The sequence below is a fragment of the Kribbella catacumbae DSM 19601 genome (genome assembly GCF_000372465.1).
Lineage (GTDB): Bacteria > Actinomycetota > Actinomycetes > Propionibacteriales > Kribbellaceae > Kribbella > Kribbella catacumbae.
The window spans coordinates 33,760-45,981 of record NZ_AQUZ01000013.1 but is presented as its reverse complement, the minus strand read 5'-3'; the positions used below and the strand labels follow the sequence as shown (position 1 = coordinate 45,981).

Here is a 12,222-nt window from a genome sequence, read left to right as displayed (position 1 = left end):
GGCTTCAGGTGACCTTCCGCTGACGAGAATCGCGGAAGGACTGCCGCCAAGCCTGTCGAGGGGAACATCAGCATGCAGATCAGCAGCAAGTGGATCGCGGGACTCGCGTCGTTGAGCGTCGCGGCCGCCGGCCTGGCCGGGTCCGCGGTGACTCCGGACCAGAACAACTCGGTCACCGGCGCCGACGGCGGGGCCAGGGGAGGGCACGGAGTACGGATCAACCAGCTTCAGCAGATCGGGGCGCACAACGCCTACCACCGCGAGGCGCCCGACGACGAGAAGAAGATCCAGCTCGCGCAGGACCCCGGCGCGGTCGGGCTCTTCTACTCGCACGCTTCGATCCCGGCCCAGCTGGAGGACCAGAACATCCGGATGGTCGAGCTCGACCTGTTCCCGGACCCGCAGGGCGGGCTCTACACCTATCCGCTGATCCGGAAGATGGCCGGTAAGGGCCCGCTGACCGATCCGGACCTGGCCAAGCCCGGGATCAAGGTGCTGCACTGGGCCGACTTCGACTACGACACCACCTGCTCGACGTTCGTGAAGTGCCTGACGCAGGTGAAGGGCTGGTCCGACGCCCACCCGGAGCACGCCCCGATCACGATCCAGCTGGAGCTGAAGCAGTCCGACCCGCGGCTGGTCGCGGCCGGGGGCGTGAAGGCGCCGCCGTGGGACCTGGGCAACCTGAACAGCATCGACGCCGAGATCCGGTCGGTCTTCTCCGAGGGTCAGTTGCTGTCGCCCGACGACGTCCGGCGGGGCGGCCTGACGCTGGAGCAGTCCGTGCTGACCAAGGGCTGGCCGACGCTTGGCCAGGCCCAGGGCAAGGTGATGTTCTTCTTCGACAACGGCGGTCCTGGCGAGATCCGCGACCTCTACCGCGGGGGTAAGCCGAACCTCGAGGGCCGGGCCGTGTTCACTCGGGGCCCGGAAGGTCAGCCGGACGCCGCAGTGACGATGGTGAACGACCCGCGGGGCGCGAACCAGGCCGAGATCCAGCGGCTGGTCAAGAAGGGGTACATGGTCCGCACCCGGTCTGATGAGCCGATGTCGACGGTGCTGACGAACGAGACCAGCCGAGTCGGGATCGCCCTCGGGAGCGGCGCTCAGTGGGTCACCACGGACTTCCCGGTGGCCGGGATGGCAGCGCGGTACGACAGTGACTTCGTCGCCAAGCTCCCGGGCGACACCGCCGTACGATGCAACCCTGTGGTGGCGCCGTCCTGGTGCCGCGGGAACGTCTCGGAAAGGTGAGTCGATGTCGGAGCACGTCGTGGATGTCAGCTGGAGCCGTGGTGAGTACGAGTTCACCTACGAGAAGTACAGCCGGGACCACGAATGGCGCTTCGACGGCGGCGTGACCGTGGCCGGGTCCGCCAATCCGGCGTACCTGGGCACAGACTCCGGGACCGTTGATCCCGAAGAGGCGTTCGTGGCCGCGCTGTCGTCGTGCCACCTGCTCACCTTCCTCGCGCTCGCGGCGAAGAAGCGGCTGGTCGTCGACTCGTACGTCGACCACGCGGTCGGTGTGATGGCCAAGAACGAGGCCGGGCGGCTGGCGATCACGAAGGTGACGCTGCATCCGGTGATCACCTTCGCCGGTGAGACTCCGGACGAGGAGGCACTGGAGCGGCTGCACCACCGGTCGCACCAGGAGTGCTTCATCGCCAACTCGGTGACGACCGAAGTCGTCGTAGAAAAGTAAAGAACCACCCGGCCGGCTGGCCTGAGCCTCGCGCAATCGGCGTCAGGACAGTCGGCGGGTGGTTCTTCGGTGCTCCGCTGTGGCGGAGCACTGACGGAGCAGGCGGCGCCTCGCATAGGGGCGCCTCGTGCGTCATGCGACTTCCGTGCGGTCTACCTCGGTGGGGAAGACCGTCCGGGTGCGCCGCCTGCCCGTCCGTCCGGTTCGCGCCTTACTGCTCGGCGGCGGCGTCGCTCCGGTCGTCGGTGGGGACCACTGAGGCGGCCGCGGGGGCCGTCATGTCGCTCGAGTCATCGGGGCGCAGGTGAACCTGCTCGCTGGCGATGACTGTCATCAGTCGGTGGATCGTCATGCCAGTGAGACGCACGCACCCCGGCGATATGACGGAGATTTCCGCAAACTTTTTGTTGTGACCTACTTCTCATCCAGGCCGTCGGGGCGGAGCGGGACGAGTTCGCGGGCTTCGTCGTACGTCGTACCGGTCAGTTCGAGCAGGTCGACGATGGTCGATCGGATCTGGCCGAGGACCACGACGGCGGACAGCCCGGGTGGGGTGGGCAGCTCGGCGGTCCGGCGGCCGAGTTCGCCCAGGACGCGGTGGGCGGCGACGTCGGCGGCGGGTTCGAACAGGGATTCGGCGATCAGGCGGGTGCCGTCGGCCAGGCGATCCAGCAGCAATGGGTACTCGTCGGGCATCCGCTCGTCGCGCCAGACCGAAACCGCTGCCCGGCGGACGAGCACCCGGACGTTGCGGATTGCCCGATCCAGCGGGATGACCAGGTCGGCGATTTGTTGCACCCGGCCCCTATGCCGGCGGCGGAACGGTGACAGCTGGACGACGGCGACGCCCTCGTCGGCCGCGCTGCGCAGGTCGTCGAGCAGGGACTCGCTGGCGCGGGCCCGGCGCAGCGCGTCCGTGAGGCCCTCGGCGTCGTGGGCGCGGAGGCCGTCGGCGGTATCGATCAGGATGGCGGCGAGCTCGTTGAGGACGTCCGTGGCTTGTTGCCGTGGGCGACGAATGGCGGCGGCGGGCGCGATGGTCGCCGCGGCCAGTGCGACCACACCGCCCAGAGCGGCGTCCACCCAGCGGCTGAAGCCGGCGCCGGCGTGGGGCAGCAGCGTGGTCACGATCGCGGCCTGGACGCCGGCCTGGGTGGTCATCAGGTTCCCGGCGCCGAGCAGGACGGCGATGCTCATCGCGAGTGCCACGACGAAGACGATCTGGACCACGCCGGTACCGAAGAACTTCACGAACAGGTCGCCGACCCCGACCCCGACGGCCACGCCGACCATCACCTCGGCGACTCGCCGTAGCCGCTGACCGAAGCTGAAGCCGAGACAGACCATCGCGGCGACCGGGGCGAAGAACGGCTGCTGGTGACCGACGGCGTACCGGGCCAGGGCCCAGGCGGTGGCGGCGGCCAGCGCGCACTGGGCAATGAAGAACGCCCGGTTGCGCCAGCGGTCGATCCGGCGCCGCACGGAGGCTCTGGAGCGTCGTGCGGCCCGGGGTGCGACGTCGTCCCGCAGCTCGCGTAGCTGTTCCAGCGTGAGCCTGACCGGATCCATGACGCCCATCATGCTGCACCCACCCCGTGTTCATTCGCCCCCTTTTCACCCTCGCCACCGGTTGTCTGTCCGCCTTGGGCTCGCCGGAGGGTGAAAAGGGGGCGAATGAACACCAGGTGGGGCGCGCGCTCTGCCTTGATTAGCACGGCCAGGAAGGTCAGGGTGGTTCCATGACCGACAACAACCGTGAGGACTACGGCAGCTACAGCGTCGACGACGAGGACCAGCTGCAGCCGGGAGACACCCTGAACGACCGGGGTGTGGATGACCTGCTCGACGAGGGCTATTCGCCACCGGAGAAGTGGTCCGCGGGTGAAGGCTTCGGCACCACCGCCGACGAGGCGCTGGAGGGCGAGACGCTGGACCAGCGGATCGCGCAGGAGGAGCCCGACGTCGACCCGTACGCCGAGGAAGGCGAGAACGTCGGCGGTCCGGAGGTCGGCCAGGTCCGCTCCGGCCGGCTGGTCGCGCCGGACGAGGGCGCCCACGACGACGAGGAGAAGGACCTGGTCGCCGAAGACGTCGGCTTCGACGGCGCGGCAGCCAGCGCCGAGGAAGCTGCGGTCCACGTGGTCAACGACGACGAGCCCTTCGAACTCGACGGCGATGACGAGGCAGGCATCGCCAACGTCCGCAACGTGGACCTCGGCGACGTCACCGACCTGGAGGACTGACCCGACGGGTAGCGATGAGCGTGCAGCCGTTGGCTGGGACCAGGGTGACGTTGCGGGGTTTGGCTGGTTCGGGTTTGGGGGTTGTTGCGCGTACGTCGTACCGGGTGAGGGCCGCGCGGAGGATTTCGGTGGCCTCTAGCAACGAGAAGCCGGCTCCGATGCACCGGCGGGTGCCGCCGCCGAAGGGGATCCAGGTGCCCGGCGCCGGCGGGTTGTCGCCGAGGAAGCGCTCCGGGCGGAACTCGTGCACCTCCGGGAAGTTTTGCTCGTCGCCGTGCACCAGGCCCATCGCGGCCATCAGTGTCGTCCCGCGGGGGAGTCGGTAGCCGGCCAGCTCCGTCGTCTCGGTGAGTCGCCGGCCGACCTGGTAGACGACCGGGTGCAGCCGCAGCGACTCCTTCCCGATCGCGTCGAGATAGGTGTCGTCGCCGTCGTCCGCGGCCTGCTGTCCGGCCTTCAGCTGGTCGGGCTTGCGAGCCAGTTCGTGGAACGCCCAGGCGAGTGAGGTCGCTGTCGTCTCGTGCCCGGCCAGCAAGAGCGTCACCAGTTGGTCGCGCAGCTCGACATCCGTCCAGGTGCCCGCGGCAAGCAGTTTCGACAGTACGTCGTTGCGCTCGGCAAGCTCCGGGTCGGTCCGGCGGCGCGCGATCTCGTCGTACAGGATCTCGTCGACCTGCTGCTGGACGCGCAGATAGGTGCGCCACGGTGGCAGCTTCAGCAGGCGAGGGTAGAAGCCGCCGAGCATGATGATCGGCCGGACCGAGACCACCTTGTCGACCAGCGGGCGCAACTGTTCCAGCCGGTCGGAGTCGGTCACCCCGAACACCACCTGGAGGATCACTTCGAGGGTGAGATCGCGCATCCGCTCGTGCAGCCGGAAGGGCATGCCGACCGGCCAGCCCTCGACGTCGGCGCGCGCCAGCCGGGCGATCATCTCGGCGTACCCGCGCAGCGCATGGCCGTTGAACGCAGGCATCAGCTGCCGGCGCATCCGGACGTGATCGTCGTCGTCGACCAGCAGCAGGGAGTGCTGCCCCATGATCGGCTTGAGCGCGGTGTTGCCCTCGCCCGCGTGCACGATCGACGGCGGCGTACCGAACACCTCGCGGATGTGGTCCGGCCGGCTGAGCACCACGACGACCCGGCTGGTCGGCACCAGCCGGATCGTGAAGACATCGCCGTACCGCGCCCGCATCCGCGGGAAGAACGTCGTGCGATGACCGGCGAACAGGACCGTCTGCGCCAGCGTGGGCAGTCGCGGTCCCGGCGGCAGCGTTCGCGCCGTCTCGCGATCGAGCGTGCGCGCTCCGAGCAAGGGCGTAGGCGGGGTCATTGCACCTCCCAGGTCTGACAGCAACGCTACGTCAGCAGCGTGAACACCGTCGGTCTTCCAGGAGGCGTTCTTCTGGGTCAGGAGGCGTCGTGGGCGGCCAGCGCGGCTACGAGGCGCGGGAGTTGCTCGGCCTGGGCGGGGTCGAGGCCAGTGAGTTTGTCGACCTGGCGGAGGCGGTAGTCCACGGTGTTGGCGTGGATCGACGTACGGCGGAACGCCAAAGCGGGCTGACGCCGCCACCCACCATCGGTTCATTCGCCCCCTTTTTCACCCTCCATGCAGGCCGTCCGGCGCTGTCGCAGATTGATGAGGGTGAAAAAGGGGCGAATGAACAGGTATGGCGGGGTGGGAGTTGGGTAGATCAGGCGCGCTTGAAGCGCAGGGTGAGGATCTGGAACGGGCGGAGCTTGAAGCTCACTCCGCCGTCCTTGAGGTCGCGGTCGGCCAGGTGACGCTCGAGCAGGTCGACCTCCGTCACCGACGCGGCCGCGAAGCCGGGGGTGAGGGTGGCGCGGGACCGGCCGCCGGACGATTCGTACAGCCGGACGACGACGTCGCCGGACTGGTCGTCGGCCAGCTTGAGTGCCTCGACGATCACGTTGCCGTTGTCAACGGCAACGATCGGCTCGGCCCCACCGGCTCCGGTGACGACGCGCTCCGGAAGGTTGATCCGGTAGCCCTCCTCGATCGCGTCCGGGATGCCGGCCCCGACGACGAGCGAGTGGTTGACCACGTGCACGCCCTGGTCGGTCAGCGGGTCGGGGAAGCGCGGCGCCCGGATCAGCGAAGTACGGATCGTGGTCGTGGTGCCGCCGTCCTCGCGCGCGGTCCGGTTGATGTCATGCCCGTACGTCGAATCGTTGACCACGGCAACGCCATAGCCGGCCTCGCCGACGTGCACCCAGCGGTGCGCCGCGATCTCGAACTTGGCGGCATCCCACGAGGTGTTCTGGTGGGTCGGCCGGAAGATGTGCCCGAACTGCGTCTCCGACGCGGACCGGTCCGCGTGCACATCGACCGGGAACGCCGCCTTGAGGAACTTCTCCGACTCGTGCCAGTCCATCGAGGTCTCGATGTCGACCCGCTTCGCGCCTGGCCGCAGCCGCAGCGTCTGGGTGACGCTGGACCGGTTGAACGAGCGCTTCACGACCACGGTGGCGACGCCGTCGACGGTGCTGAACTCCACACTGTCGACCTCGGTGACGTCGCGGACGTTGTTCTTGTAGAACGAGTCGACGTCCCAGGCATCCCAGTGGTTCGGGGTGTCCACGTGTAGCTGCAGGAGGTTCGCAGTACTGCCCGGTGCTACGACCTCGCGGTCGGCGGCGACGTCGTACAGGGAGGTGATCAGGCCGCGGTCGTCGATCGTGACCCGCAGTACGCCGTTGTCGAGGACGCCGCCCTCGATCGTCGCCGCCTGGCCTTCGCCGACGGCGATACCGGCACCGAGGCCGGCCACGCCACCGCGGGAGTGCGGCGCCGCGTTGAAGACGATCTGCGCGTCGCCGGAGCCGGCCAGCGCCTGCTGAGCCTTCGCGATGATCGCCTCGAGCTCCTCGGCCAGCCGTGCGTACGTCTCCTCGGCCTCGCGGTGCACCCAGGAGATCGACGAGCCCGGCAGGATGTCGTGGAACTGGTTCAGCAGCACGGCCTTCCAGATCCGGTCCAGGTCCTCGTACGGGTAGGTGTCGAGCTTGCCCGCGACCACGGCCGCCGCGGACCACAGCTCGGCCTCGCGGAGCAGGTGCTCACTGCGCCGGTTGCCCTGCTTGGTCTTGGCCTGCGAGGTGTACGTCGCGCGGTGGATCTCCAGGTAGAGCTCACCGGACCAGACCGGCGCGTGCCCGGCGTACTCCTCCTCGGCGGCGCTGAAGAACTCCGTCGGGGACTCGATCGTCACCCGCGGCGAGGACTCCAGGTTGGCCACCCGGCGGGCCGCCGCGACGAACTCGCGGGTGGGGCCGCCACCGCCGTCGCCGTACCCGAACGGGACCAGCGAGCGGGTCGCGGCACCGTTCTCGGCGAAGTTGCGCTGCGCGTGGGCGAGCTCGCGGCCGGACAGGTCGGAGTTGTAGGTGTCGATCGGCGGGAAGTGGGTGAACACCCGCGTGCCGTCGAGGCCCTCCCACTGGAAGGTGTGATGCGGGAAGCGGTTCTCCTTGTTCCAGGAGATCTTCTGGGTCAGGAACCACTTCGAGCCGGACAGCTTCACCAGCTGCGGCAGCGCGGCGGTGTAGCCGAACGAGTCCGGCAGCCAGACCTCCTGGGTGTCGATCCCGTACTCGTCCAGGAAGAACCGCTTGCCGTGCACGAACTGCCGGGCCAGCGCCTCGCCGCCGGGCAGGTTGGTGTCGGACTCGACCCACATGCCGCCGACCGGGACGATGGTGCCGTCGGCAACGGCCTTCTTCAGCCGCTCCCACACCTCCGGGTAGTTGTCCTTCACCCAGGCGTGCTGCTGGGCCTGCGAGAAGGCGAAGACGAGCTCCGGGTGCTCCTGGGCCAGCGTGGCGACGTTGGAGACGGTACGAGCCACCTTGCGGCGGGTCTCGCGCAGCGGCCACAGCCAGGCCGAGTCGATGTGCGCGTGCCCGACGGCGGACAGCTGGTGCGCACTGGCATGCGCCGGCCGGCTCAGTGCGTCGGTCAGCTGGGCGCGGGCGTCGGTGGCAGTGCCGGCGACGTTCTCATAGTCCAGTGCGTCGAGCGCGCGGCTGAGGGCGCGCAGGATCTCCTTGCGCCGCGGCTCCTGCGGCGACAGCTCGCGCTGCAGGCCGTCGAGCGCCTCCAGGTCGAGGATCAGGTCCCACACCTCGGAGTTGAAGACAGCCAGGTCGGCCCGGGTCAGCTGGTAGATCGGCTTGCCGCCCGGCTCCGGCTTGCTGCCGACGTCGGTCGGGGCGAAGGCGTTCGAACCCAGTACTTCGGGGTTGGCGGCCGCCTCGACGTAGAACTCGATCTGGTCGCCGGCCGAGGCCGCAGTACCGTCTGGGCCGAGGATGGACAGCGGTGCGTAGGTCTGGCGCGGGTGCAGGCCCTTCAGCGGGACACCCTTGGTGGTGTGCACCAGGCCCTCCGCGGAGAAGCCCGGGCCGCCGCTGAAGCCGAGGTCGATGACGGCCTCGATCTCCTGGCCGGACCACTCGGCCGGGACCTGACCGCTGAAGTGGAACCAGGCGGTGCCCCAGGCCGGACCCCAGGGCAGGCCGATCGCGGCGGGTTCGTAGGAGGCGGCGAGCGCCTCGGCGGGCGACACCGGCTCACCAGGCGCGTGCCATACCTTGATGTCCAGCGGGACGGCCGCGCCGTAGATCGCGGGGCGGATCCGCTCCCGCAGGGCGCGCTGGAGCCGCTCCTCGATGAGTTGACGGTCGTCGTGCACGAAATCATCCTCCGATGACGGTCTGGCGTGGCCCTCGCGGCCGATGCGATGACAACGCTGTCACACCAAGCGGGGGCCCGTCCAGACGCTGTCTGTTCCACCACGCTTGGTAGCCGTTAGACCACTTCCCCTCTAGGTTGTCTCCATGGACCGTCCCCACCTCCTGAATCGCCGCAGTGTGCTCGGAATGGGAGCCGCTGCCGCGGCCACCCTGGTGATGCCGGGTTGCTCCCGGGGCAAGTCGGACGAGCCGGCGCCGGCCGGGCCGGCCAAGATCGCCACCGGGAACCTCGGCGGGGTCTACTCGATCTACGGCGCGGGGCTGGCCAAGCTGGTCACCGAGGTGACCGGGGTCGAGATGCAGGCGGTACCCACCCAGGGCTCGGTGGCGAACCTGCAGATGCTGGACAAGGGGTCGGCCGACATCGCCTTCAGCCTGTCGGACTCGGCCTTGGACGCCTACGAGGGGCTGGAGAGCTTCAAGACCGGCAACCTGAGGTTCACCGCGCTGGCGCGGACCTACGACAACTACGTGCACGTGGTGGTGCCGACTGCCTCCCCGATCAGCAGTTTCGCCGATCTGGCGGGCAAGACCGTCAGCGTCGGTCCGGCGCTGTCGGGCACCAGGGTCGTGGCGGAGCGGATCCTCGCGGCCGCGAAGCTCAAGGGCGTGCTGAAGGTCAACTACGACCTCACGACCGCGGTGGAGATGCTCACCGCCAAAGCGGGCAACGAGAAGGCCAAGGGCGGCATCGACGCGCTGATCTGGAGCGGCGGCCTGCCGACCGATCCGATCAAAAAGCTGCAGGGGACGATCGGCTTCCGGTTGGTCGACATCGGCGAGGTCGCCGAGGGGATAGCCCTCAGACGCTTCGGCGGCTACATCCTGTCGTCCATCCCGCCGTCGGTCTACTCCCTGGCCAGCGCAGTACCGACCCTGGCCGTCCCGAACTACCTGCTGGCCCGCCGCGGCCTGTCCGACTCATGGGCCTGGTGGACCCTCAACACGATGTTCCGCCGCCAGGACGACCTGATGAAGATCCACCCCGAAGCCGGCTCCCTCGACGCCCGCTCCGCCATCGCCACCATGCCCATCCCCCTCCACCCGGCCGCCGAACGCTGGTACCGCACCAACCACATCTAGTACTCGCCCCGTCGCCGGCTCCCGCCCACCCCGGCACGCGGGCTGCTCCGTCGCCGCTAGGCAACCCGCTGGCGCGGCTTGCGGACGGCCACCACTATCCAACCTCGCTCGCAAGCGCTTTCCCCCGGCGTGTCGGGGCGTCGGCACCGGGTTGGGTAGTGGTGGCGGTCCGCGGCGCGCGGCACCTGACGCCAGCACGCGACGCGCTGCCGTGCCGACGTCGCCGCGTCTTGACGGCGAGCGAGCAGCCGGCCGCGTGGGGCGTAGTACCTAGAGTTCGTAGTCGTCGATCAGGGGGACTCGGACCTCGATGACCAGGCCGCCGCCGATGGGTGGGCGGGCCACGACTCGCCCGCCGACTCGGGCGGCTTCGGAGCGGACGATGGCTAGGCCTAGGCCGGTGCCGGGCATCTCTCGGTGGTGGGCGCTGCGCCAGAAGCGTTCGCCGACCTTCTTGAGGTCGCGGGAGCCGAGGCCGAGGCCGTGGTCGCGGACCGAGAGGACTACCTCCGTACCGTCGCGAAGGACCGACACCTCGACCGGCGGAGCGCCGTACTTCGAGGCGTTGTCGAGCAGGACGTCGAGGATGTCGTCGACCTCGAGTTCCGACGCGACTCCGCCGGGCACCATCTCGCCGATGATCAGTTCCAGGTCGTCGGCGGCGTAGACGGCCTTCCAGCCGACCAGCCGCTCCTTGATCGCCTGGGCCAGGTCCAGCGGCTCTTCGTTGCCCTCGGCATCACCTGGGCGGTCTGAGCCGGCCAGCCGGGACAGCCGCTGCACGATCCGGCCGAGCCGGTCGATGTCGCTGAGTGCGAACCGCGCGGTCGGCGACAAGCGCGACAGGCCCTCGATGTGGATCCGCGCGGACGTCAGCGGCGTACGGAGCTGGTGGGACGCGTCGGCGACGAACTCGCGTTCACGCTGGCGGGCCTGGTGCAGGCTGAGCGCCATCGAGTTGAAGCTGTCGCCGAGTCGTCGCAGTTCGGGTGCGCGGCCGTCGGTGGACACCCGGGTGTCGAGTGCGCCGCGGGTGACCTGGTGGGTCGCGTTGTCGAGGTCGTTCAGCGGCCGCAGTACCCAGCGGGTGACCGGGCGGACGATGCCGATGACGACGGCGCCGATGCTGATCAGCAGGCCGCCGAGGAGTAGCAGCAGGCCGTTCTGCACCTGGTCGCGGGCACGCTCGGTCGGCACCCGCAGTACTGCGGCGCCGAGGACGCGGCCGTTGTTCACGACCGGGCGGGCGACGACCATCTCGCCGGATCGCCAGGGCCACATGGCCGGTGGTTCGGCGGGCAGCCGGCCGGCCAGGGTGCTTGCCAGGGCGGTGACCAGCTCGGGTTCCTTGACGTTCACGCCGGATCGCGAGGTCGCGATCACCCGGCTGTCGACGTCGACGATGAACACCGGGGTGTTGTAGAGCTGGTGGTAGCGGACCGCGAGCTCACGCAGGCTGGCGATGTCGCCGGACTGCAGCGGTGCCTCGGCCATGGTGGCGAACCAGTCCGCGTCGTTGCTGCGGGACAGGAAGAGAGTGCGCGACGCACCGGTCGCGATGAAGTTGGCCAGCGGGACGGCAGCGACGATGGCGAGGATGACGACCATCGGGACGAGGGACTGCAACAGTCGACGGCGCAACGGTCAGTCCGAACCCAGGCGGTAGCCGACGCCGCGGATGGTCTGGACCAGTTCGGGCCGGCCTAGCTTGGCCCGCAGGCTCGCGACGTGTACGTCCATCGTCCGCGAGGAGGCCTCGAAGACGGACTGCCAGGCGTACAGCGCGACCTGTTCACGCGGCACCACCCGGCCGTGGTGGGCGGCCAGCACAGCTAGCACGTCGAACTCCTTGCGGGTCAGGCTGATGGGTTTGTCCGCGACCTGGACCGTGCGTGCCTCGATATCGACGGTCAGGTCCCCGACAGTCACCCGGGGGCGGGGCTGCAACAGGCCCGTACGCCGAAGTACAGCATCGATGCGGGCCAGTAGCTCGGAGATCGCGAACGGCTTGACCACATAGTCGTCGGCACCGCTGCGCAATCCGCGGACCCGGTCGGCCGCTTCGCCGCGGGCGGTGACCGCGATCACCGGGACGTCTGACACCGTACGGATCTGCCGGCACACGTTGATGCCGTCGCCGTCGGGCAGTCCGAGGTCCAGCAGCACAAGGTCGCCGGGGTCGGCCGCGAGTGCGTCCGCGGCCGTCCTGACATGCGTCACCATCAACCCGTACCGGCGCAACGCAGGTATCAGAGCGTTCGCGATATCGAGATCGTCCTCGACCAACAAAATCCTGACGGCGCCGCTCATGCCGTGATCGTAGGGCAGGTACGGGGGTTATGTGTCAGATCTTGGTAAAGACGTAACCATGCGACTCCATGGAGTGGTCGCCAACACTAGCCTTCGGGCACAGGA

The 12,222-nt window shown here is 69.1% G+C and carries 11 protein-coding genes; 4 read left to right on the top strand and 7 right to left on the bottom strand.

All coding sequences use genetic code 11. The annotated features are described in order from the left end of the window. Positions 1-72 precede the first annotated feature (72 nt). Positions 73-1,254 carry a phosphatidylinositol-specific phospholipase C1-like protein gene (locus A3ES_RS0115640; RefSeq protein WP_020387776.1) on the top strand — a complete coding sequence of 394 codons (1,182 nt, stop codon included), beginning with the start codon at positions 73-75 and terminating at the stop codon, positions 1,252-1,254. 4 nt (positions 1,255-1,258) lie between these two features. Beyond that, complete coding sequence (locus A3ES_RS0115635; RefSeq protein ID WP_020387775.1) at positions 1,259-1,705, top strand: OsmC family protein; 447 nt, start codon at positions 1,259-1,261, stop codon at positions 1,703-1,705. 211 nt (positions 1,706-1,916) lie between these two features. Here A3ES_RS0115635 and A3ES_RS54035 read toward each other — a convergent pair whose 3' ends face one another. Both A3ES_RS54035 and A3ES_RS0115625 read right to left on the bottom strand, forming a co-directional pair. Then, positions 1,917-2,057 (bottom strand): hypothetical protein, encoded by a 141-nt coding sequence (locus A3ES_RS54035; RefSeq protein ID WP_157630540.1) that lies wholly within the window; start codon positions 2,055-2,057, stop codon positions 1,917-1,919. A gap of 62 nt (positions 2,058-2,119) precedes the next feature. Continuing rightward, positions 2,120-3,274 carry an FUSC family protein gene (locus tag A3ES_RS0115625; protein ID WP_020387773.1) on the bottom strand — a complete coding sequence of 385 codons (1,155 nt, stop codon included), beginning with the start codon at positions 3,272-3,274 and terminating at the stop codon, positions 2,120-2,122. Between the two features lie 170 nt (positions 3,275-3,444). Here A3ES_RS0115625 and A3ES_RS0115620 point away from each other — a divergent pair, with 170 nt between their 5' ends. Continuing rightward, positions 3,445-3,948 (top strand): DUF5709 domain-containing protein, encoded by a 504-nt coding sequence (locus tag A3ES_RS0115620; RefSeq protein ID WP_020387772.1) that lies wholly within the window; start codon positions 3,445-3,447, stop codon positions 3,946-3,948. Here the strand turns inward: A3ES_RS0115620 and A3ES_RS0115615 are convergent. From A3ES_RS0115615 to A3ES_RS0115605, 3 genes are all read right to left on the bottom strand, one after another. After that, positions 3,929-5,281 carry a cytochrome P450 gene (locus tag A3ES_RS0115615; RefSeq protein ID WP_051084725.1) on the bottom strand — a complete coding sequence of 451 codons (1,353 nt, stop codon included), beginning with the start codon at positions 5,279-5,281 and terminating at the stop codon, positions 3,929-3,931. The genes A3ES_RS0115620 and A3ES_RS0115615 overlap by 20 nt on opposite strands. Positions 5,282-5,358: 77 nt before the next feature. Continuing rightward, positions 5,359-5,502 carry a helix-turn-helix domain-containing protein gene (locus tag A3ES_RS52590; RefSeq protein WP_020387770.1) on the bottom strand — a complete coding sequence of 48 codons (144 nt, stop codon included), beginning with the start codon at positions 5,500-5,502 and terminating at the stop codon, positions 5,359-5,361. A gap of 140 nt (positions 5,503-5,642) precedes the next feature. Then, on the bottom strand, positions 5,643-8,663 hold the full coding sequence (locus A3ES_RS0115605; RefSeq protein ID WP_020387769.1) for an alpha-mannosidase: 3,021 nt from the start codon (positions 8,661-8,663) through the stop codon (positions 5,643-5,645). Between the two features lie 145 nt (positions 8,664-8,808). On the opposite strand from A3ES_RS0115605, the gene A3ES_RS0115600 reads away from it, so the two are divergent. Continuing rightward, positions 8,809-9,807: a TAXI family TRAP transporter solute-binding subunit gene (locus A3ES_RS0115600; protein ID WP_157630539.1), complete on the top strand. Its 999-nt coding sequence runs from the start codon at positions 8,809-8,811 to the stop codon at positions 9,805-9,807. Between the two features lie 270 nt (positions 9,808-10,077). Here A3ES_RS0115600 and A3ES_RS0115595 read toward each other — a convergent pair whose 3' ends face one another. Then, positions 10,078-11,433: a sensor histidine kinase gene (locus A3ES_RS0115595; protein ID WP_237744968.1), complete on the bottom strand. Its 1,356-nt coding sequence runs from the start codon at positions 11,431-11,433 to the stop codon at positions 10,078-10,080. A gap of 18 nt (positions 11,434-11,451) precedes the next feature. Further along, the gene (locus A3ES_RS0115590) at positions 11,452-12,117 is read right to left on the bottom strand and encodes a response regulator transcription factor (protein ID WP_012918592.1); all 666 of its coding nucleotides are present in this window, start codon (positions 12,115-12,117) and stop codon (positions 11,452-11,454) included. Positions 12,118-12,222: the final 105 nt, after the last annotated feature.

Coding starts and splice junctions, on each gene's coding strand:
- A3ES_RS0115640 (WP_020387776.1), top strand. CDS start 73: ATGCAGATCAGCAGCAAGTGGATCGCGGGACTCGCGTCGTTGAGCGTC.
- A3ES_RS0115600 (WP_157630539.1), top strand. CDS start 8,809: ATGGACCGTCCCCACCTCCTGAATCGCCGCAGTGTGCTCGGAATGGGA.
- A3ES_RS0115590 (WP_012918592.1), bottom strand. CDS start 12,117: ATGAGCGGCGCCGTCAGGATTTTGTTGGTCGAGGACGATCTCGATATC.
- A3ES_RS0115615 (WP_051084725.1), bottom strand. CDS start 5,281: ATGACCCCGCCTACGCCCTTGCTCGGAGCGCGCACGCTCGATCGCGAG.
- A3ES_RS54035 (WP_157630540.1), bottom strand. CDS start 2,057: ATGACGATCCACCGACTGATGACAGTCATCGCCAGCGAGCAGGTTCAC.
- A3ES_RS0115635 (WP_020387775.1), top strand. CDS start 1,259: ATGTCGGAGCACGTCGTGGATGTCAGCTGGAGCCGTGGTGAGTACGAG.
- A3ES_RS0115625 (WP_020387773.1), bottom strand. CDS start 3,274: ATGGATCCGGTCAGGCTCACGCTGGAACAGCTACGCGAGCTGCGGGAC.
- A3ES_RS0115620 (WP_020387772.1), top strand. CDS start 3,445: ATGACCGACAACAACCGTGAGGACTACGGCAGCTACAGCGTCGACGAC.